We start from the raw sequence: 21,224 nt of genomic DNA, 5'->3' as shown, positions 1-21,224 counted from the left end.
CATTCGTGCCAGATCTGGCCCAAAGGGGGCGTGCGCCCCCGGTCAGTAGTGGGTGCGGGCGCGCTCGTGGGCGACGAGCTGGTCGCGGTCGGCGAGGCGGCGCAGGCCCGCGAGCGGCTGCGCCATGCGGTGATTGCCCCGGATGCTCGGCTCGACCAGATCGAGAAACGCCCAGTACCCCGCGGTGAAGGGGCAGGCATCCTCGCCCACACGCTTCTTCGGGTTGTAGCGGCACGACCCGCAGTAGTCGCTCATGCGGTCGATATAGGCGCCGCCGCTCGCGTAGGGCTTGGTCGCCACGACTCCCCCGTCTGCCCACTGGCTCATGCCGACGACGTTCGCCGGCATGACCCACGGGGTGCCGTCGACGAAGGCGCCCTGGGACCAGCGGGTGAGCTCGGCGGGGTCGTAGCCGCGCTGCAGCGCGTGGTTGCCGAGCACCATGAGGCGCGGAATGTGGTGAGCCCAGCCCTCGCGCCCGACCTGCGTGAGCACGCTGCTGAGGCACGCGGCGTCGAGCTCGGCAGCCAACTCGGTGCTGTCGAGCGACCACCACGATGCGGGCAGCGGGGTGCGAGCATCCAGCGCGTTGCTGCTCGTCGTGTAGTCGGGGCCGAGATGCCAGTACAGGTGCCACACCCAGTCGCGCCAGCCGATGAGCTGCCGCACGATGCCTTCGACACTGCCCAGCGGCGCGCGCCCCGCCTCGTACTCGGCGACGACGCGCTCGACGACCTCGAGCGGATGCAGCAGCCCCAGATTGAGCGGCACGCTCAGGCGCGAGTGCGCCATGACGCCGTCGCCCGCGAGCATCGCGTCCTCGAACGGCCCGAAGTCGCCCAGCGGCACGTCGAGGAAGTCGTCGAGGGCGGCGAGCGCCTCCTCTCGCGTCGCCGCGACGCGTCGCGGGCCGTCTGACCCGAGAAAGTGCACGCCGTCGGCCTCGAGCGCATCGAGCGTCTCCCGCACCTCGGTGTCGATGTCGTCCTCGACCGGCGTCTACGGGGCCGGCAGGCCGAGCGTCGCGGCGCCCTTCGGCGGGCGCTCGCGATTGTCATGGTCGAAGCTGAACTGGCCGCCCGCCGGCTGCGACCCCTCCATGAGCATGCCCGTCTCCTCCCGCACGGGACGGTAGAAGCGGTCCATGACCAACTGGGAGGGTTTCCGACCCTCCGCCCACGCCGCGAAGCTCGCGCGCGAGGTCACGAATCCGCGGTCGGGCAGCACCGTCGCACCCAGCCGCTCGGCGAGCGCGCGCACCGCCCACGAGGTCGCGCCGACGACCTCGAGCGACTCGCCCGTGAGGCCGCGCTCGCGCAGGGCATCCTCATAGGAGTCGGCGGTGACGAGCGCGACACGGTCACCGCCCGACCGCGACCGATGCCGCAGCGCCGAGAGGTAGAGGTGCGCCTTCTGACGGTGCGTCGGGCGGCGCCGGAACACCGCGTGATTCTCGACGAGGATCACGGGGCCGCCGTCGTCGAAGTGCGGCCCCAGCTGCTCGGCCGTGAGCCACCGGGTCGGCGCAGTCGTCATGCCGACAGGCTACGGACGTAGTCTGGGCGCGTGACGACCTCGCTGCTGACCGACCGCTACGAACTCACCATGATCGATGCGGCCCTGCACTCGGGCCGCGGCCTGCGCCCGTGCGTGTTCGAGGTGTTCGCGCGCCGACTGCCCGTCGGGCGCCGATTCGGCGTCGTCGCCGGGCAGGGGCGACTGCTGGATGCTCTCGCCGACTTCCGCTTCGATGCCGACGATCTCGCCTGGCTGGCCCGTGAGCGGGTCGTGAGCGAGACGACGCTCGAGTGGCTCGCCGACTACCGCTTCGCCGGATCGATCACGGGCTACCGCGAGGGCGAGGTGTACGTGCCCGGCTCGCCGCTGCTGACCGTCACCGGCACCTTCGCCGAAGCGGTCGTGCTCGAGACGCTCGTGCTCAGCACGCTCAACTACGACAGCGCGGTGGCGAGCGCGGCCGCTCGCATGGTCGCGGCCTCCGACGGCCGGCCGCTCGCCGAGATGGGGTCGCGCCGCACGAGCGAGGCCTCCGCGGTCGCCGCGGCGCGGGCCGCCCATATCGCGGGGTTCGACGCGAGCTCGAACCTCGAGGCCGGGCGTCGCTGGGGTGTGCCGACGATGGGCACGGCCGCGCACTCGTTCACGCTCCTGCACGACAGCGAGGAAGACGCGTTCCGCGCCCAGGTGGAGACCCTCGGCACGGGCACGACGCTCCTCGTCGACACCTTCGACGTCGAGCGCGGCGTCGAGACCGCCGTGCGCGTCGCCGGCACCGAGCTCGGCGCCGTGCGCCTCGACTCGGGCGACCTGCCCTCTCTCGTGCGGGAGGTGCGGGCCCAGCTCGACTCCCTCGGGGCGACGGGCACGCGCATCACCGTCACGAGCGACCTCACCGAGCACACGATCGCGGGCCTGCGCGGCGCTCCCGTCGACAGCTTCGGCGTCGGCACGTCCGTCGTGACCGGCTCGGGCGCGCCCGCCGCCGGCCTCGTCTACAAGCTGGTAGCCCATCAGTCGCAGGAGGGTGGGGACTGGCAGCCCGTCGCGAAGGCCTCCCCCGGCAAGGTCTCGCGCGGGGGCACGAAGCGCGGTGAGCGCCTCATCGACGGCCGCGGTCGCGCGGTCGCCGAGCACGTCATCATCGACGACACGAGGGACGGCCTGCCCGACGGCGGAGCCACGAGCAGCGGGGTCGACGGCGAGGGCGGGGCGAGCATCCGCTCGCTCACCGTGCCTCTCGTGACCGACGGCGAGGCTGATGCCCGCTGGATGGGCCAGGAGGGCGTGCGACTCGCGCGCGCCCACTGCGCGGCCGCCGTGGCCGAGCTGCCCGCCGAGGCGATGCGCCTGGGCGACGGCGACCCGGCGCTGCCGACCGTCTACAAGTAGGGCGGGCTCACGCGCCGCAGCGCGGCAGAGCGTCGAGGTCGCCCTCGTCGGCGATCGTCTGCAGGACGACGATCGCCTCGTCCAGCGTCGCGACCGAGAACACCTCGAGCCCGTCGGGCACCGCGCCCACGACCTCGTCGCAGTTCGCCGCGGGGGCGAGGAACCAGTCGGCCCCGAAGTCGACCGCGCCGTGCATCTTCTGCTGGATGCCCCCGATCGGGCCGACCGCGCCATCCGCCGCGATCGTGCCCGTGCCGGCGACCTCCGCGCCGCCGGCGAGCGAACCCGGTGTGAGCTTGTCGACGATGCCGAGGGCGAACATCATTCCCGCGCTCGGGCCGCCCACGTTGCTGAGCTCGATCTCCACCTCGAAGGGGAACTCGTACTCGCCCGCGACGAGCACGCCGATGATCGGCACACGATCCTGGCCGTCGCTGAGCACGGGTGTGATGAGCGCCGTCTGCTCGGCTCCCCCGCGCACGATGAGGAACTCGGCGGGGCCGCCCGTGCCGTTCACGCTGATGAGCTCGCGCAGCGCCGTGACATCGCGCACGGCCGTGCCGTTGACCGAGACGATCACGTCGTCGGGCTCGAGCACGCCCTCCGCCGGCCCGGCCTGCATCGACTCGACGACGACGAGGGAGCTCTCGTACGGCTCGCCGAGGGCGCGCAGCGCGGCGGCGACGGCCTCGCGCTGCGAGTTCTGCATGTCGACGCGGGACTGCTCACGGCGGTCCTCCGTGGACACCCCCTCGGGAAAGACCGAGTCGACCGGCACGACGGCCTGCGTCGGGTCGATCCACGCCTGCAGCACGTCGAACCAGGAGGGGCGGCTGTCCCGATTGCCGACGACGTTGACGGTGAGGAGGGCGAGCGAGCCGGGCGTGTCGTAGGTGGGCTCGGTGGGAATGTCGATGAGCGGCACGTCCTCGCCGTCGACGGAGACCGCATCGAGCGTGTCGAAGACCGGCCCCGGTCGTTCGATGACGTACGGCGAGGGCAGGATCGCCAGGGCCACGACGCCGAACAGCGTGAGTGCCAGAAGGGTCCACCCGACCCGACGGCCTCGCGACCGCGCCTCGAGCTCGGCGGTCGCCGCATCCTCACTGAACAGACTCACCCGCACCCTCTTCTCACCGTGTCGATCCACGGCAGACTGCCGGGTCATTCCGCCCGGCGCGAACCTGATCGGTCGGCGCCAGGCACTCGCACTAGCGTAGGGGCCATGGCTGAGGATCCCCTAGGCGGCGCGGAGGACGAGTTCCGCGAGATGATGCGCAAATTCCTCGCGGGCGAGGGCGATATCGACCCTTCCAAGCTCGCGGGTGCCGCAGGGCTGCCGACCGACCCGCTCATGGTCGCGCGGCTCATGGGCCAGCTGCAGCAGGCGATGAACTCGACAGGCGAGGGCATCAACTGGCAGCTCGCACGCGACGAGGCAGGCCGCATCGCCGCGGAAGGCTCGCTTCGGCCCAACCAGACGCAGCTCGACGAGCTCCGCCAGGCGCTGCACCTCGCCGCGCTGTGGCTCGACGAGGCCACGAGCATCACGCAGCTCACGAGCGAGCCGAGCCTGACGACGCGCGCCGACTGGGCGCGGCTGACCCTGCCGGTGTGGACGCAGCTCGCCGAGCCGGTCGCGCTCTCCATCGCCGACTCGCTCACCGAGGTTCTCGACGAGCAGGTGCCGGAGGAGCTCAAGAGCATGGTCGAGAACGCCGGGCAGATGATGCGCTCGCTCGGCGGCACCCTCTTCGCCCTCCAGCTCGGGCACGTCGTCGGCCAGCTGTCGGCCGAGGTCGTCTCGGGCGGCGACATCGGCATCCCCCTCCTGCCGGGGCGCGAGGAGCACGACGTGCAAGCCTCCCTCCTGCCGCAGAACGTCGCCGCGTTCGGCGCCGACCTCGACATTCCCCACGACCAGGTTCAGCTCTACCTCGCGGTGCGCGAACTCGCGCACGCCCGCCTCTTCCGCCACGCGCGGTGGTTGCGGCAGCACCTCATCAGCGCCATCACCGAGTACGCCCGCGGCATCCGCATCGACACGAGTCGCATCGAGTCGCTCGCGGCCGAGTTCGATCCCGCGAACCCGGAGAGCCTGCGCGAGGCGCTCACGAGCGGCGCGCTCATCCCCCCGAAGTCGGATGCTCAGCTCGCCGCCCTCGCCCGCCTCGAGTCCACCCTGGCCCTCATCGAGGGCTGGGTCGACGTCGTGACCGCGCACGCGACCACCCGCATCCCCCGCGCCGATGCGGTCGCCGAGACCGTGCGGCGCCGCCGGGCCTCCGGCGGACCGGCCGAGCGCGCCTTCGCGACCCTCGTGGGCCTCGAGCTGCGCCCGCGCCGACTGCGGGAGGCCGCAGCCTTCTGGCAGGCGATCACCGACGCCGTGGGCGCGACGCGGCGCGACGAGCTGTGGGCGCACCCCGACCTGCTGCCCTCGAGCGACGACATCGACGACCCGCAGCGCGTCATCGCAAGTCTCACGGGTGAGAGCGCCGAGCCCGACGACGTCGACCGCGCGCTGAGCGACCTGCTCGCCGACGACAGCGGAGACCGCCCTATCGAGGGCAGTCCGGGCGAGGGCGCCTCCGGCGAGGAGCCGAGCGGCCCCGACGATGACGAGGACTCCCCCAGGGCCTAGCTCCTCGGCGAGTGCGGGCTGTGCAGAGTTGCTGCAGCGCGATCAGCCGCGCGCGCATCATGTGCGGCATGATCCTGCGACTCGACCCCTCCCGTCCCCTCGTGTGGCGCTCGCCCTTCAGTCTGCAGATCGGCGTCGACCCCGTCGCCGTCGTGCTCGACGAGGTCGACGACGGGGATGCGCGCATCATCGCGACGCTCGCGACGGGAGCCACGCGCACCGCACTCGACCGCTCTGCCACCGCCGCGGGGGTACGGCCCGCGCGGGTCGACGAGCTGCTGCAGCGCCTCGAGCCTGCACTCCTCCGCGGCTCGCGCGCGATCACCGCGCCCCCGGAGCGCGTCGCCGTGCGCGGCGCGGTCGACGGTCGAGCAAGCGTCGGCCGTGTGCTCGCCGAGGCCGGGTGCACGATCGTCGACGGCCCCGCGAGCGGTACCGCGCGCGCGCCCGCGGCGCAGGCCGCCGTGATCGTGAGCCATCACGTCGCCGACCCGCTCGAGCACCAGACGTGGCTGCGGCGCGACATTCCGCATCTTCCGATCGTGTTCGGCGAGCGCGCCGTCACGATCGGCCCGCTCGTCGTGCCCGGCGTGAGCCCGTGCCTCGCGTGCCTCGAGCAGCAGCGCGCGGACGCCGACCCCGCGTGGCTCGCCATCGGCAGTCAGCTGTGGGGTCGACGGGCGGCCGCGGAGTCGGGCCTCACCGCGACGCTCGCGGCGCTCGAGGCGCTCACGATGCTGCGCGAGCTCGCGGCCGGGCGGGGAACGAGCGGCACGAGCATCCGCCTCGATGTCGCCGACGACTCGCGCACCGTCACGCAGTGGGCCGCATCAGCGCGATGCGGATGCCGCGGGCTCGAGCTCAGCGCGCGCGCGAGCGGGACGCGCTGACGCCGGCGCCGCTCGGCGCCGCGGGAGCCCGCACCTCGTCGAGGAAGCGGCTCGGGGCACGCTCTGCTCGGGCGCTCGAGGCGCGCTTGCTCCACGAGAGCTCGAGGGCCCGCCGGGCGCGCGTGATGCCCACGTACAGCAGTCGTCGCTCCTCGTCGACCGCCTCGAGCCCCTGCGCGAACGTGATCGGCACGAGCCCCTCGCTGAGCCCGGCGATGTACACGGCGTCCCACTCGAGTCCCTTCGCCGCGTGCAGGGTGGACAGGGTCACCGCCTGGCGCGTCGGCTCGTGCTGCTGCTGCTGGCGGCGCTGCAGCTCGCGCACGAAGTCGGCGAGGGTCGTGCCCGGCGGCGCCTCCTCCGCGAGACCGAGAAGGGCGTTGAGGCTCTCCCATGCGACCCGCTCGGCACCGCCGCCCTCCGGCGGGTCCTGCCGCCAGCCGAGACCGCGCAGCACGTCGCTCACGCTCTTGAACAGGGGCTCGTCGACGATCGAGATCGACGCGCCGCGCAGCAGCAGGATCGCCTGCTTGACCTCCTGCTGGTCGAAGAATCGGCTGTTGGCGCGCGACTGCACGGGCACCTCGAAGCGCCGCAGGGCCGCCTCGAGCGCGATCGACTGCGTGTTGATGCGGTACAGCACGGCGATCGACTCGGGCGGAGTGCCGTCGGCGATGCGCTGCGCGATCGACTGCGCGATGCTCGCCGCCTCCGCTGCGTCGTCGACGTGGGCGCTCACGCGCGGCGTCGGGCCCGACTGCGCGCCCTCCGTGGCGGCGTGCAGCGTGAGGGCTCCAGGGCGGCCGCGCATGAGCCGGTTGGCGAGCGTGACGATGGGCGCGCTCGACCGGTAGTTGTCCTCGAGCCGCACGACGCGCGCCTCCGGGTACTCGCTGCCGAAGCGCACGAGGTAGTCGCTCGTCGCACCCGCGAAGGAGTAGATCGTCTGGGAGGCATCGCCGACGACGCACAGCTCGCGCCGTCCGCCGAGCCACAGGGCGAGCAGGTCGTGCTGCAGCGGCGAGACATCCTGGTACTCGTCGACGACGAAGAAGCGGTACTGCTCGCGCACCTGCTCGGCGACGCGCGGCTCGTTCTCGATCATGCCCGCCGTCGCGAGCAGCACATCCTCGAAGTCGATCTGCTTCCGCTCGTCCTTGAGGTCCTCGTAGCGCTGGTGCAGCGCGACCATCGCGTCGACGCTCAGCTGCGCGGGCAGCGTGCGCGAGTGGGCGACGCGCGCGTAATCCTCGAGCCGCAGGCGCGAGACCTTGCGCCACTCGATCTCGGCGGCGGTGTCCCGCAGCGCCGCCGTATCCAGGCGCAGCTTGAGCGCACTCGCGGCATGGCCGATGAGGGCCCCCTTGCCGTCGAGGATGCGCGGCGGGCTGCCGCCCGCCACGACGGGCCAGAAGTAGTGCAGCTGACGCAGTGCCGCGGAGTGGAAGGTGCGTGCTTGCACGCCATCCGCCCCCAGGGCGCGCAGGCGGCCCAGCAGCTCGCCCGCCGCGCGCGTCGTGAAGGTGAGCGCCATGACGCGCTGCGGGTCGTAGGTGCCCGTCGCGACGCCGTACGCGATGCGGTGCGTGATCGCGCGCGTCTTGCCCGTGCCCGCACCGGCGAGCACGCACAGCGGTCCGCGCAGCGTCTCGGCGACCTCCTTCTGCCGCTCGTCGAGGCCCGCGAGCAGCCGGTCGGGATCGCTCACGAATCCTCGAGCGGGCCGCCGAACCAGTCCTCGATGATCGCGCGCGCGATCGAGGTGCGGCCCGGCAGCAGGATCGAGTCGAGGCCCGCGGCGAGGTCGTCGCGGCTGAACCAGCGCAGGTCGAGGATCTCGGTTCCGTCGGGGCGCAGGAGGTTCTCGGCGTCCGCGTCGAGCGTCGCGCGGAATCCGAGCATGAGCGAGGCGGGGAACGGCCACGGCTGCGAGCCGACGTACTGCGGGTCGACGATGCGCAGGCCCGTCTCCTCGAACACCTCGCGCACGACGGCGGCCTCGAGCGACTCCCCCGGCTCGACGAAGCCGGCCAGGAGCGAGAATCGGTTCGACTCCCACAGCGCGTTGCTGCCGAGCACGAGACGATCCTGCGCGTCCGTGATGCCCACGATGATCGCCGCATCCGTGCGCGGGAACATCTCCTGGCCGTCCTCGTCGTCGATACGCACCCAGCCGCCCTTCGCCGGCGTGGTCGAGTGACCGGTGCGCGGCGAGAACCGGTGCGTCTCATGCCAGTTCGCGATGCCGAGCGCCTCGATCGCGAGACCGGCGTCGCGGTCACCCAGACGGTGGCCGAGGGTGCGCGGGCTGCGCCATCGAGCGATGTCGACATCGAGCGCCTTCGCGGTCTCGTCGTCGAACACGGCCGCGACGATGGGCGAGCCCGCGGGCAGAGCCGGGTCGACGTCGAGAGCGCGGCCCAGGTAGATGCGCAGCAGCCCCTCGGGCACGGCGTCGGTCGTAAGGTACTCGAGCGCGGGCGCCTCGTCGTCCTCGGCGATGAGCACTTCGCCGCGCCACAGCGCGACGACGCGCGTGCGGGGGTCCTCCCCGAGCTCCTCGAACAGGCGCGGCCGCTCCCGCGTCAGGTGGTCGCGGTCGATGCGATAGCGAGACAGCGGCAACCGGGCGGTGAGTGATCGATGCATGGTGAGCCCTCTTCTTGACCGGGCGCACTGCGTGGCGCGGGCCGCCGAGCACGCGCCTCGACTTACTCTGTCGGTATGGCCCGTTCGCCCCTCACTCTAGCCGCGCTCGCGACCGCCGCCGTGCCCGGCCTCGAGGTCGCGGGGGCGGCCGCGCTCGGTTCGCACGGGCGCGGCGACGTCGACTCGGCACTGCTGTCGACGCGCGACGGGCGCTCGCTCGTCATCCGCGTTCCGCGCACACCGGCTGCCGAGAACGAGCAGTCGGCCGACCTCGTCGCGCTGCGCGCGCTGAGCGACGGCGTGCGGTCTCGCCTCCCGTTCGCGGTGCCCCGGATGCTCGGCCAGGCTCCCGTCGACGGCACCCGCGCCCTCGTCTCCGAGTTCGTGGCCGGCACACCGCTCTCGCTCGAGGCCATTACTCCCGGCATCGCCGCGTCGATCGGCCACGCCATCGCGGCGATCCACGGCCTGCCGACGAGCGTCGTCGCCGACGTGGGGCTGCCGCAGCGCCGCCCGACCGACGTCGTGCGCGACGCCGTCGTCACGATGGACCGCGCCGCGGCGACCGGGCTCGTGCCGGCGGCGCTGCTCGCCCGCTGGGAGGCGGCAGCGGAGGACTCCACCCTGTGGCAGTTCACCCCGGCCGTCATCAACGGCTCGCTGGGGGCATCCTCGTTCCTCGCCGTCGGCGAGACCGTCACGGGCGTGCTCGGCTGGTCGCACCTGCAGGTCGGCGACCCGGCACGCGACCTGTTCTGGCTGCTCGGGGCGAGCGACCCGGTCGTCGCCGAGAGCGGCCTCGATGCCTACCACCAGGCGCGCGGGATGCACGACCGCCAGGTCGGCCGCCGTGCCGTGTTCGCCGCCGAGCTCGAGGTGGCGCGCTGGCTGCTGCACGGCACCGAGCAGCGCTCGACAGAGATCGTCGACGACGCCGTGGAGATGCTCGGCGCTCTGCTCGACCGCGTGCAGGGCGACGTCATGAACCCGCTGACCCCCGAGCCGTCGCGCAGCGCGACGCTCACCGATGCGATCGAGCTCAGCGAGTCGACCCCGCCCGGCCCACCGTCGGGGGATTCGCACGCCGAACCGGGCTGGTCGGGCCCGCGGCACCCGAGTTCGCCGTAGCTGGAGAACGGAGAATGCCGTGAGCACCGCTGAGGTCGTCGACACCGTCACCATCGTGGGTCAGGCGATCACGCCTTTCGCGCTCATCGTCGCCGGGTTCTGGGCGCTCTTCTCCTTCGGACGCGCCCGACGCAGCGTCGCGACCCGGTGGGCGGTCGAGCAGTTCAAGTCGTTCTACACCGACCCCCACCTGCTCACCGCGCGGCAGCTGATCGAGCACCGTTTCGAGGCCGATCTCGCCCCGATCCTGCAGCTTCGGGTCGTCGACCGCGATGTGCGCATCGATCCGACTCACGTCGTCAACAAGGCTCACTTCGACTACTTCATGAACTTCCTCGAGCAGCTCCTGTATCTCGAGAAGCAGGGAGAGTTGAGGACTCGAGATCGCGACACGTTCTTCTCGTACTGGCTCTCTCTGCTCAATGAGCCGAAGTACGGCCCGCTCCGGCGGTACGTCTGCCGACGTGGCTTCGAGCTTCTCGCCGAGACGGTGCGCGCGACGCACAAGGACCACGAGCACGTCGCGGTCTACGGCACCCTCCTGAGCGGTACGACACGGCAGGAGCAGCTCGGGCTCGACTCGCGGTTGTCGTTCTTCGCCGCGTCCACGATCACGGGAACGCTGTGGGACCTTCCGACCTGCCCCGGTTACACGCCAGACGGACAACGGGAGCACGCGATCGAGATCTACTGCGTTCCTGTCGCGGAGGAGCGCCTCGTCTTCGACATTCTCGACTGGTTGGAAGAGTACGCGCCGGGCAATGATGCCGGGTCACGGTTCGTGCGGCGGTCGATGTGGGACGCGCGCCACGAGCTCGACTTCTGGGTGTACCTCATCACCGAGGACGCGATCCCCGAGAACAGTGCGACGATTGCTCACGCCGACTGGCTCGACTTCGTCAGCGAGACGGGAAAAGCCCTGCCCCCGCGCCCACCGCACAGTGACAGCATGCCGGAATCGCTTCGCCAGCGAATCGGTCAGACCTCGCTCTTCCGGTGAGCGGCGACGCGGCCGATCACGGGCTTCGCGGCGGAGTGAGCGCGGCGGCCCACAGCGCGGCGAGCTCGGCCTCGTCTGGCAGTGTCTCCGGCCGCAGCACGGCGTCGTCGGCGACGAAGTAGAACGCGGCACTGACGTCGTCGAGAGGTCGCCTGCTCCAGCGGGCGTAGGCGAGCCGGTAGAGGGCCAGCTGCAGCTCCTTCGCGCGGCGGTCGTCGTCGTCGCGGGGAGCGCGCCCGGTCTTCCAGTCGACGATCTCGACACCCTCGCGCCCGTCGGGCAGCGTCGTCGCGTAGACGGCGTCGATCTTGCAGACGAGGATGCGCCCCGCGAAGGGCACGTGCAGCTCGCGCTCCACGTCGAGCGGTTGGCGGGTGGCCCACGGCGAGCTCTCGAAGGTGCGCTGCAGTGCGGCGATCGCGGCCTCGTCGACGTCCTCCCCCGGCCCGTCGTCGCTCTCTCCCCCGAAGGGCAGGGCCAGGCCGTCGACGGTGTCGGGCAGCGCGGCGAGGCCGTAGCGCTGCTCGACCCAGCGGTGGAAGACCGTGCCGAGCCGCGTCTGACGGTAGGGGCGTTGCGGTACGGGGCGGCGCAGCCGCTCGGCCGAGCCGGCGGGGTCGCCGACGAAGTCCTTGAACGCCGAGGCGGGCACGCGCAGGGGCACGGGCACGAGGTCGGCGCGGCGGCGGCGCTCGTCGCGCTCGGCGAGCAGCAGGTCGACGTCGGCGTGCCAGCCGTAGGGGTCGGTGCCGGGTCGAGCGCGGGCATCCTCGTACCGGCTCGCGTCGACGGCGCGCACGCGCTGCGCGGCCGCCTCGAGCTCGCCGCGTCGCCGACCGAGCGGGTCGCCTGGCCACCACGCGGCGGTGTCGTCCTCCGGCGGGCGGGGGTTCTCCTCATGCTCGCTCTGCTCGGGCCACGGGGGCAGGATGCTCCGCTCGGCGAGGGGACGGAAGAAGCTGCTCGGCCCGCGCGGCTGGGTCTGGCTCGCCCACCACGATCCGCTCAGCAGCAGGCGGTGCCGCGCGCGCGTGACGGCGACGTAGGCGAGCCGTCGCTCCTCCCGCTCGTGGTGAGCGGCGACCTCCGACTGGAAGTCCTTCACCGCGTCGAGCAGCTCTTTGCGGTCGGCGGCGCCCCGCCAGGCGAGCTGCGGCAGCTCGGCGGCGTCGCCCCGCAGCTCGTAGGGAAGCACGCCGAGGCTCAGCCAGCCCTTCGTGCCGTCGCGCGGGCGCGCGGGAAGCTCGCCGTCGACGCAGCGCGGCACGGCGACGTGATCCCACTCGAGCCCTTTCGCGCCGTGGATGGTGAGTACCTGCACGGTGCCGGGCTCGGGGTCTTCGGAGCGCGGCGAGAGGTTGTCGCGCCACTCGGCCTCCCGCAGCCAGGAGAGGAAGCCCCCGAGCGTCGCGTGGTCGGCAAGGCTGAGGTAGCTGTCGAGGGCGTCGAGGAAGGCAGTGCGGGGAGCGTCCCCGAGCACGCGGTACGGGTTCGCGGCGACCTCGATGTCGAGCTGCAGCTCGTGCTCGACCGCGACGACGAGGTCCGGCAGCGCGAGCGAGCTGCGCCCGCGCAGGGTGGCGAGTACCCGGCCGGCCTCGCGCAGCCGGGCGAGGCCGGCTGCGCTGAAGCGGCGCAGCTGCCCGTGGTCCTCGCGCGCGGTGGCGACGAAGTCGAGTGCGTCGACGAGCGAGACGCCGTCGCCCGCGGCGACGGAGGCCCGCAGCGCCTCGATGACCTCGGGGGCGAGGGGGCGCTGGGCGAGGTCGCGGTCGCGCAGCCAGCTCGCGACACGGGAGAGCGCGTGCAGGTCGGCGACGCCGATGCGCCAGCGCGGGCCCGCGAGCAGGCGCACGAGCTCGGTGCCCGCGCTCGGGTCGTGCAGCACGGCGAGGGCGCACACGAGGTCGCTGATCTCGGGCTCCTCGAGCAGACCGCCGATGCCGAGTACGTGGAACGGCACCCCCGCCTCCCGCAGGGCGGCGAGAAACACGGGCTGGGTCGTGCGGTTGCGCATCAGGAGCGCGGCGCTCGGGCGCAGCGGCCGGCCGTGATCGTCGGTCGCGCCAGGCGCGGCTCCCGCGACGGGCTCTCCCAGACGCTGGGCGAGCCATGCCGCGACGGCGGCGGCCTCCTCGTGCAGCTGCTCCTCGAAGACTGTCTCGACGGCGTGCGCGCTCGCGCTCGGACCGCTCTCGAGTCGCGCGACGGCGACGCTGCCCGGCGTCGTGAGGGGCTCCACGAGCGCGTTGGCGACGTCGAGGATGCGCTCGCCGTTGCGCCAGCTCACGCTCAATGAGTAGCGAGCGACCGGCTCCCCCGCACCACCCTCGGCGGCAGCACCGCGGAACCGCGTCGCGAAGTCGTCGAGCCCCGCCGCGCTCGCGCCGCGCCAGCCGTAGATCGACTGGTGCGGGTCGCCCACGGCCATGACCGGGGTGCCCCCGAACAGCTCGGCGAGCAGCCAGGTCTGCGCGACGTTGGTGTCCTGGTACTCGTCGAGCAGGACGACGCGGTACCGCGCGCGGATGCCCGCCGCGACCTCGGTGTGAGCGCGCACGATCTGCAGGGCGAGCGTCACCTGGTCGGAGAACGCCACGTATCCCTCGCGCTGCTTGGCCAGCTCGAAACGCTCGACGAGGTCGCTGAGCGGCAGGGTCGCCTCGAGGGTCGTCGCGAGTCGGTCGACGTCGGCGCGCGCATGCCGGTCGGGGCTCGGCAGGTCGCGCATGCGCACGAGCTCGACGATGAGGGCCCGCAGGTCGTCGACGGTCGCGTGGTGCTCAGCGAGGCCGTGGGCGAGGCGCAGCACGGCCTCGGTCGCGGAGTCGACGGAGAGGTCGAGGTCGGCGAGCCGGGCATCCGTCGCGGAGGCGACGATGTCGCGTGCGAGCTGCCACGCGCCCGCCTCGCCGAGCACGACGCCGTCGGGGTCGCGGCCGATGAGTACCGCGTGGTCGCGGTACAGGCTCGAGGCGAAGGAGTTGTAGGTCGACACGGTCGGCTGCGTGAAGGCATCCACGAGGGGGCCGCCGTCGGGGCCGGGCGGCAGCAGACCGCTCGCGCCGAGGGCGATGAGGCGGGAGCGGATGCGCGCGGCGAGCTCCCCCGCCGCCTTGCGGGTGAAGGTGAGCCCCAGTACGCCCTCGGGTGCGACGTGGCCGTTGGCGACGAGCCACAGCACCCGCGCGGCCATGGTCTCGGTCTTGCCCGAGCCGGCCCCCGCGACGACGAGAGCCGGGCCGAGCGGTGCCTCGATGACGGCGCGCTGCTCGTCGGTGGGCCGGTAGATGCCGAGCGCGTCGGCGATCGCATCTGCACTGAGGGAACCACCGCTGATCGTGGCGCGCGCGCCGCTCACGAGTCGTCCCCCGTGACGGGCGGCACGCGGTGCACGCGGTGCGCGAGAGACCCGTAGTCGTAGCGCCCGACCGTGCGGGGCCCCGCGAGCTGATCGACGGTGATGGCCGCGAGGGCGAGGCGCAACCGCTCGCGGAACGCCTCGAGCGCCTCGTCGTCGAGCACGGCCTGCACGGCTTCGCGGTAGGACTGGTCGCCCTTGCCCTCGCGCACGTAGAGCAGCACGGCTCCGCCCGCGGTCACGGGTGCCGCGGGGTCGAGCGCCCCGCGGTCGCGCAGGGGCCGCAGCGCCTCCTCGAGCGCGTCGTCGAAGGCGCCGTCCGCGAAGGCGAGCTGGTACGCACCCAGCTGAGCGTTCGCGGCGACCTTGGCGGCGTTCGTCTCGGGCCGGCCCGTCTTGAGGTCGATGATGCGCAACGCGCCGTCGGCGCCGACCTCCATGCGGTCGACGATGCCGCGCACCTGCACGCGGTCGACCTGCACGGTGAAGCGCTGCTCGGCGGCGACGGCCGCGCGGCCGTCGCCAGCGGCATCCCGCAGGTAATCGGCGAGACCGACGGCGTAGCGGCGCGCGAGGCGGCGCTGCTGCTCGGCGAGCCACGGCGATTCGAAGCTCAGCTCGCTCCACCGCGCCTCGATCGCCGCCCACACCTCCTCGACGCCCACTGCGGGCGGGGCAGCGGGGTCGAGAACCTCGGCGCTGAGTGATTCGAGAGCCCAGTGCACGATCGTGCCGATGCCCATCGCGGGGGTGCTCTCGCCCGGCGCGATCGTGTCGAGGAACCAGTCGAGGGGCGAGCGCTCGATGCTCTCGATCTTGCTCGGCGAGAGCCCGACGGTCTCCTCCTCGACGAACAGCGGCGCCTCGGTGGAGACGTCGAGCAGGCCCCACCACTCGTCCGGGTCGGCCCCGGGCACGCGCTCGGCGGCGAGGCGCGCGAGCGCCGTCGCGGCCTCCGCCCGCCGGTCGTGGCTCTCGCGGGGGTCGGTGAGCACACGGCGCAACTGGCCGACGGTGCGGCGCAACGAGCGGGCGCGGATGACGCGGTGCGGCGGCGCCGCGTACGGTGCCCCCTCGCGGCGCGGGGGCGCCGCACCGGCCGTGCCGGACCTGCCGGTGTCGCCCTCCCTCAGTGCACGCTCGCGTTCGGCCACGATCTCGTGCAGGGCGCTCGGCTGCTCGTCCTCTCCCGCGCTCGCGGTGACGACCACCTGGCGGCGAGCGCGGGAGATCGCCAGGGAGAACATGCGCAGCTCGTCCTCGAGCACGAGACGCCGCTCGTCGAGGTCGCCCGTGGGCAGGCCGCGCGCGACGCGGCTGAGCAGGGGCGCGTGCAGGAGGCTGCCGCGCAGGCGCAGATCGGGCCACACCCCGTCGAGCACGTTCGCGACGACGACGACGTCGACCTCGAGGCCGGCCGCCGCGGAGGGGGACGTGACGAGTACCGCCTCGGTCGTGCGGGCGGGTGCGAGGAGGTCGTCGGCGACGTCGCTGTCGAGCACGCGGGTGAGGAACGTCTCGACGGTCGCCTCGGGCACCGTGTCGACGATGACGGTCGCCGTCGTGAAGACGGCGACGACGGCGTCGAGCGCACGATCGGCCTCGCCCCCGGTCGTGCCGCCCGCGACGGCGTCACGCTGCCAGCGCTCGACGACGCGCGCGTCGTCCCACGCGATCCAGAGCAGCTCGTCGACGGTCGCGCCCTCCGCATGCCGCTCGGCGATGCGGGCGAGCGTGCGAGCGAGTCTGGCGGCGCGGCGTGCGACCCGGTGATCGATGGTCGCGAGCCGATCGGGCGCCGAGAGCGCGTCGACGAGCAGCTCGTCGGCCGTGCGCGCGCCGTCGCCGGCGAGCTCCTCCGCGCGCAGTGCGCGTCGCAGTCGGCGCAGGTCGACGCGGTCGAGGCCGCCGAGCGGCCCGAGCAGCAGCTCGGTCGCGGCCTCCGCCGTGAGCGGCGCACGCCCGACCCCGAGGTCGACGTGGCGGATGAGGGCGCGGGCAGCCGGATGCTCGCGCAGCGGTCGCCCGGGAGCGGTGCTGCGCACGGGCACCTCGGCGAGGGCGAGGGCGCGCACGAGCGGCGGTACGAGAGCGCCGCTGCGCACGATGACGGCCATGCGCGACCACGGCACCCCGTCGATGAGGTGGCGCTCGCGCAGCACGTCGGCGATGAGGGTGCGCTCGCGCGCGGGGCTCGAGGCGGTGAGCGCGAGCAGGGGGCCGCCGAGCTCGGGCGCCTCGGCCTCCGCGCCGCTGTGCTCGTCACCGCTGGGCCCGACGCTGTGCCCCGGCCGTGCGCGACGCTGCGCACCGGCCGCCGCCGCGCCGATGCGGCTCGTGAGCTGCGCCGTAAGGGCGCGCAGCGTGGGGCTCTGCCGGTGCGCCGTCTCCAGCACGAGGGTGGGAAGGCCCGCGAGTCGCGTGAGGGATTCCGGCTCGGCCCCGCGGAAGGTGTTGGTCGCGACGTCCGGATCGCCGAGCGCGATGACGGTCGCACCGCGAGCGGCGAGCGCCGCGAGCAGGTCGAAGCCGCTCGGGGTCGCGTCGTGGGCGTCGTCGAGGATGACGAGCGACGGCGCCTCGGGCGCCGCCGGGTGCGGGTCGGCGAGCAGACCGACGGCGGCCCGCACGAGCTCCGCCGGGTCCTGCTGCCCGAGTCGCGCCCCGCCGAGGCTGTCGCGGTACTCGTCGGCGAAGTCGGCGACCGCGGCCCACTCCGGCCGATCGAGCCGTGCCGCCGCCGCCCGCAGGTCGTCGGTGCTCCAGCCGTGCTCCGACAGCCGGGCGAGCACGTCGCGCAGCTCGGTGCGGAAGGCCGTGAGCTGCCGCACCTCCGGCCCCAGGTGCTCGGGCCACGCGGGCCCGGGCGACGCGACCTCGCCCAGCACGGCCTCGAGCGCGCTGCGGTCGAGCAGCTCGGCGATGTCGGAGTCTTGATCGGCACCGCTGAGCAGCCGCGGCTCCGGTGTGCCCGTGAGTCGAGCATCCGCCTGCACGACGCCGAACGCGTACGAGGCGATCGAGCGCGCGAGCGGGCCCGGCAGCACCGAGGCGGGGCCCGCGAGGCGCAGGGCGAGGCGGTCGCGCAGCGCCGTCGCGCTGCGCCGTGACGGCGTCAGCACGAGCACGCGCTGCGGGTCGAGGCCGTCGACCTCGATCGCGCGGGAGACGAGCTCCACGACGGTCGCCGTCTTGCCCGTGCCGGGCGCCCCGAGCACGACAGCGCCGGGCCCGCGCCGGGCATCCAGTACCGCCTCCTGCGAGGCGTCCAGCGAGACCGGATGCGCGAGCTGCGCGGGGGGCGCGGCATCGAGGGCGGTCATGGCTCCACGCTACTGGCGGGGTCGGACACCGTCGGGCGCGGTCCGCACTGCGCCCACAGTGAACGCGGCCGCCGCCGGCAGAGCGAAAAGGTACGCTGACGGACGTGGACATTCGCATCGGAATTCTCAACAGCCCCCGCGAGCTCTCGTTCGAGTCGTCGCAGCCCGCCGCCGACATCCAGAAGGCCGTGACCGCGGCGATCGAGAAGGGCGCGCCCCTCCTCCAGCTGACCGACGACAAGGGCAAGCACTACCTCGTGCCGACGAGCGCGATCGGCTACGTCGAGATCGGCTCAGACTCCGCCCGCCGCGTCGGCTTCGTCGGCTAGGAGCGCACCGTGGAGCTGCTCTTCGTCACCGTCATCGGCGCGTCGATCTCGCTCGGCGTGCGCTACCTCGTCCCCGGGCGGCAGACGCACGGCGCCCTCCTCGTGCCCGCCGTCGGCGCGGCCGCGACGGCCGCCGTGTGGGCGATCTGCGTGTGGCTCGGGCTGACCTTCGACGGCGGCTGGATCTGGGTCATCGCGCTCGTGCTCGGCCCGCTCGCCTCCCTCGCCGTCGCGCTCGCGCTGCCGAAGCGCCGCGAGAACGCCGACGCCGAGCTGCTCGAGCGGCTCATGAAGCCCACCGCCGCGTAGCAGCACGGGCGGCGGCACCGCGCGAACGGGTCGCCGCGCGAGAACAGGTCCGGCCGCTAGAACAGGGCAGGCAGCGACAGCACGCCGAGCACCGTGGCGATGATCGTCACGACGAGCAGCACGATCGAGCGGTCCTTGCGCACCGCGATCGCGATCCAGCCCATCACGGCGGCCACGACGAGCGCGATCGTCGCGGCAGCGTTGAGCGTCACGTAGATGATCGCGCCCACCGTCCCCAGGGGCGCCACCAGAACCGGGGCGAGGAACGGGATGATCGCGCCCGCCGCGATCGCGACGATCGCGAGGATGCCCGAGCGACGCCCGAGCTCCGTCTCGGGCATCTGCGGCCGAGGTCCGTACGGCTCCGCCATCAGGCGGTCAGCCCCAAGCGGTCCATGCGGCGCGTGTGCGCGGCGATGAGCTCGGTGAAGACCGGCTCGATCTGCGCCTCCTCGCGGGCGTGGTCGCCGTGGAAGACGAGAGCCGAGCGGGCCTGCAGCATCGTGTCGCCGACGAGGCGGCGGCACCACAGCGCGAGCCGCGACGACAACCGCGGGTTCGCGGCGATCTGACCCTCGATGATGCGGTGCATCGGCGACTGCAGGTCTCCCTCGCTCAAGGCCGCCTGCACCGCCTCCCGCGTGGGGCTCGGCAGACCGCCGGCGAGGCGCATCCAGAAGTCGGTGAGGAAGCCGATCGTGACGTGCGCGCTCGCGACCTGCTCATGCCAGTCGGCGCCCTGCGTACGCCGCTCGAACTCCTCCACGCCCAGCAGGTGCGGCTCCATGACGTCGGTGCGGTCGAGCTTGTGCCGCTCGAGCTCGGCGACGAGAGCCAGGTAGCGGCGCAGCGAGATGTCGCACACGCGCGCCAGCGCGTCCTTGTCGGCGATGCGCGGCGCGTTCGCGGTCGCGTGGCTGAGCGCCTCGAAGAACGTCATATGCAGTGCGGCGCATTGACCGAGGAAGTGCTCGACGGGCGGGGTGAGCTCGGCCAGATCGACGCGCAGGGCGGCGACAGCGGCGTCCCGCGGGGTGAGGGAAGGAGCCTCAGCGCGCGGGCGGGAACGTCGAAACCACGGTGCCACCCGCTCAGCCTAAGCGATGCCCGCGACCGCCCGGCCTCGTGGCGGCTAAACTGGTGCCACTCATCTATATAGACAGGCGATACACCCACGTGACTTTCTCCGACCTGGGCATCGAGACCGACATGGTCGAAGCCCTCGCAAGCAAGGGCATCATCGAGCCCTTCCCCATCCAGACCCAGACGATCCCCCTCGCGCTCAGCGGGCAGGACATCATCGGCCAGGCCAAGACCGGTACAGGCAAGACCTTCGGTTTCGGGCTTCCGCTCATCCAGCACCTCGGCCTGCACCCCGAGCCGGGCGTCAAGGCGCTCGTCGTCGTGCCCACGCGCGAGCTGTGCGTGCAGGTGACGCAAGACCTCGAGCTCGCCTCCGCCAACCGCGACGTCAAGATCGTCTCCATCTACGGCGGCAAGGCCTACGAGGGCCAGATCGAGCAGATCAAGGCGGGCGCGCAGATCGTCGTCGGCACTCCAGGCCGCCTGCTCGACCTCGCGAGCCAGCGGCTGCTGTCGCTCGCCGACGTGCAGGTCATGGTGCTCGACGAGGCCGACAAGATGCTCGACCTGGGCTTCCTCGGCGACATCGAGAAACTCTTCGCGCAGACCAAGCCCACGCGCCACACCATGCTGTTCTCGGCCACCATGCCGGGCCCCATCGTAGCCTTGGCGCGCCGCTTCATGACGCGGCCGATTCATATTCGCGCGACCGACCCCGACGAGGGCCTGTGGCAGTCGAACATCAAGCACATCGTCTACCGGGCGCACGCGCTCGACAAGGATGAGGTCATCGGCCGCATCCTGCAGTCCGAGGGGCGCGGCAAGACCGTCGTCTTCACGCGCACCAAGCGCGCCGCGGCGAAGATCGTCGAAGAGCTCAACGACCGTGGCTTCAGCGCCGGTGCCGTGCACGGCGACATGACGCAGGAGGCGCGCGAGCGCTCCATGGCCGCCTTCAAGGCCGGCAAGAAGGACATCCTCATCGCCACGGATGTCGCCGCGCGCGGCATCGACGTCAACGACGTGACGCACGTCATCAACCACACGGTGCCCGACGACCACGACGCCTACCTGCACCGCGTGGGCCGCACCGGCCGCGCGGGCAAGACCGGCATCGCCGTGACGTTCGTCGACTGGGCCGACATGCACAAGTGGGCGCTCATCAACCGCGCCCTCGACATGGGCCAGCCCGACCCGGTCGAGACGTACTCGTCGTCGCCGCACCTCTATGCCGACCTCGACATTCCCGAGGGCTCAAAGGGCCGCCTCAAGGCGACGCCCATCCCGCGCGTCGAGCGCGAGGCCTCGCGGCCGCCGCGTGAGCGCGGTCGTGGCGGGTCTGGCGGGTCTGGCGGCGGCGGTCGTTCGGGCGGCCAGGGTTCGGGCGGTCAGGGTTCTGGCGGTCAGGGCGGCGGGCAGCGCTTGGGCGGTGGCCGTGACAGTGAGTCGTCGCAGGGCGCTGGCGCAGCATCCGGATCAGGCGAGGGCGGCGCACCGCGTCGGCGTCGTCGGCGTCGCAGTGGCGGCGGCTCCGGTGGGCAGGGTGCTGGTGGGCAGGGCTCGGGCGGGAATGCCGCAGCCAGCTCGTAGGTTGGCCT

17 protein-coding genes are annotated in these 21,224 nt (G+C 72.9%); 8 read left to right on the top strand and 9 right to left on the bottom strand.

The window, feature by feature from the left end; genetic code table 11:
• Positions 1-42: 42 nt before the first annotated feature.
• On the bottom strand, positions 43-969 hold the full coding sequence (locus tag IE160_RS12495; RefSeq protein WP_224744560.1) for a cryptochrome/photolyase family protein: 927 nt from the start codon (positions 967-969) through the stop codon (positions 43-45).
• Positions 970-999: 30 nt separating this feature from the next.
• Positions 1,000-1,536, bottom strand: coding sequence for a cryptochrome/photolyase family protein (locus tag IE160_RS12490; protein ID WP_224744559.1), 537 nt, complete (start codon positions 1,534-1,536; stop codon positions 1,000-1,002).
• A gap of 69 nt (positions 1,537-1,605) precedes the next feature.
• Between IE160_RS12490 and IE160_RS03820 the strand changes: the two genes are divergently transcribed.
• Positions 1,606-2,910 (top strand): nicotinate phosphoribosyltransferase, encoded by a 1,305-nt coding sequence (locus IE160_RS03820; protein ID WP_191151967.1) that lies wholly within the window; start codon positions 1,606-1,608, stop codon positions 2,908-2,910.
• A 7-nt stretch (positions 2,911-2,917) separates the two neighbouring features.
• On the opposite strand, the gene IE160_RS03815 is transcribed toward IE160_RS03820, so the two are convergent.
• Complete coding sequence (locus IE160_RS03815; RefSeq protein WP_224744557.1) at positions 2,918-4,030, bottom strand: YlbL family protein; 1,113 nt, start codon at positions 4,028-4,030, stop codon at positions 2,918-2,920.
• 105 nt (positions 4,031-4,135) lie between these two features.
• On the opposite strand from IE160_RS03815, the gene IE160_RS03810 reads away from it, so the two are divergent.
• A complete protein-coding gene (locus tag IE160_RS03810) occupies positions 4,136-5,554 on the top strand; it encodes a zinc-dependent metalloprotease (RefSeq protein WP_191151712.1) in 1,419 nt (472 codons plus the stop codon).
• Positions 5,555-5,622: 68 nt separating this feature from the next.
• Complete coding sequence (locus IE160_RS03805) at positions 5,623-6,444, top strand: hypothetical protein (RefSeq protein WP_191151711.1); 822 nt, start codon at positions 5,623-5,625, stop codon at positions 6,442-6,444.
• On the opposite strand, the gene IE160_RS03800 is transcribed toward IE160_RS03805, so the two are convergent.
• Positions 6,416-8,152: an ATP-dependent helicase gene (locus IE160_RS03800; protein ID WP_191151710.1), complete on the bottom strand. Its 1,737-nt coding sequence runs from the start codon at positions 8,150-8,152 to the stop codon at positions 6,416-6,418. The two genes, IE160_RS03805 and IE160_RS03800, sit on opposite strands and share 29 nt — an antisense overlap.
• Positions 8,149-9,093 (bottom strand): NAD(+) diphosphatase, encoded by a 945-nt coding sequence (nudC, locus tag IE160_RS03795; protein ID WP_191151709.1) that lies wholly within the window; start codon positions 9,091-9,093, stop codon positions 8,149-8,151. Before nudC ends, IE160_RS03800 begins: the two co-directional genes overlap by 4 nt.
• Before the next feature lie 75 nt (positions 9,094-9,168).
• Here nudC and IE160_RS03790 point away from each other — a divergent pair, with 75 nt between their 5' ends.
• Both IE160_RS03790 and IE160_RS03785 read left to right on the top strand, forming a co-directional pair.
• On the top strand, positions 9,169-10,221 hold the full coding sequence (locus IE160_RS03790; protein WP_191151708.1) for a phosphotransferase: 1,053 nt from the start codon (positions 9,169-9,171) through the stop codon (positions 10,219-10,221).
• Positions 10,222-10,240: 19 nt separating this feature from the next.
• Positions 10,241-11,221 (top strand): gamma-glutamylcyclotransferase family protein, encoded by a 981-nt coding sequence (locus IE160_RS03785; protein WP_191151707.1) that lies wholly within the window; start codon positions 10,241-10,243, stop codon positions 11,219-11,221.
• 16 nt (positions 11,222-11,237) lie between these two features.
• Here the strand turns inward: IE160_RS03785 and IE160_RS03780 are convergent, their stop codons facing one another.
• Both IE160_RS03780 and IE160_RS03775 read right to left on the bottom strand, forming a co-directional pair.
• Positions 11,238-14,582 carry an ATP-dependent DNA helicase gene (locus IE160_RS03780; RefSeq protein ID WP_191151706.1) on the bottom strand — a complete coding sequence of 1,115 codons (3,345 nt, stop codon included), beginning with the start codon at positions 14,580-14,582 and terminating at the stop codon, positions 11,238-11,240.
• On the bottom strand, positions 14,579-17,905 hold the full coding sequence (locus IE160_RS03775) for a UrvD/REP family ATP-dependent DNA helicase (protein WP_191151705.1): 3,327 nt from the start codon (positions 17,903-17,905) through the stop codon (positions 14,579-14,581). Before IE160_RS03775 ends, IE160_RS03780 begins: the two co-directional genes overlap by 4 nt.
• A 104-nt stretch (positions 17,906-18,009) precedes the next feature.
• Here IE160_RS03775 and IE160_RS03770 point away from each other — a divergent pair, with 104 nt between their 5' ends.
• Both IE160_RS03770 and IE160_RS03765 read left to right on the top strand, forming a co-directional pair.
• On the top strand, positions 18,010-18,234 hold the full coding sequence (locus IE160_RS03770) for a DUF3107 domain-containing protein (protein ID WP_191151704.1): 225 nt from the start codon (positions 18,010-18,012) through the stop codon (positions 18,232-18,234).
• A gap of 9 nt (positions 18,235-18,243) precedes the next feature.
• Positions 18,244-18,543 (top strand): hypothetical protein, encoded by a 300-nt coding sequence (locus IE160_RS03765; RefSeq protein ID WP_191151703.1) that lies wholly within the window; start codon positions 18,244-18,246, stop codon positions 18,541-18,543.
• Positions 18,544-18,599: 56 nt separating this feature from the next.
• Here IE160_RS03765 and IE160_RS03760 read toward each other — a convergent pair whose 3' ends face one another.
• Together IE160_RS03760 and IE160_RS03755 are read right to left on the bottom strand one after the other, a co-directional pair.
• Positions 18,600-18,914 (bottom strand): hypothetical protein, encoded by a 315-nt coding sequence (locus IE160_RS03760; protein ID WP_191151702.1) that lies wholly within the window; start codon positions 18,912-18,914, stop codon positions 18,600-18,602.
• Positions 18,914-19,630, bottom strand: coding sequence for a ferritin-like fold-containing protein (locus IE160_RS03755; protein ID WP_191151701.1), 717 nt, complete (start codon positions 19,628-19,630; stop codon positions 18,914-18,916). The genes IE160_RS03760 and IE160_RS03755 overlap by 1 nt, the downstream gene beginning before the upstream one ends.
• Positions 19,631-19,719: 89 nt before the next feature.
• On the opposite strand from IE160_RS03755, the gene IE160_RS03750 reads away from it, so the two are divergent.
• Positions 19,720-21,216 (top strand): DEAD/DEAH box helicase, encoded by a 1,497-nt coding sequence (locus IE160_RS03750; protein ID WP_191151700.1) that lies wholly within the window; start codon positions 19,720-19,722, stop codon positions 21,214-21,216.
• The last annotated feature ends 8 nt before the right edge of the window (positions 21,217-21,224 follow it).

Source organism: Chryseoglobus sp. 28M-23, from assembly GCF_014789785.1.
Taxonomy (GTDB): domain Bacteria; phylum Actinomycetota; class Actinomycetes; order Actinomycetales; family Microbacteriaceae; genus Microcella; species Microcella indica.
This window is presented reverse-complemented; position numbering and strand designations above follow the sequence as displayed.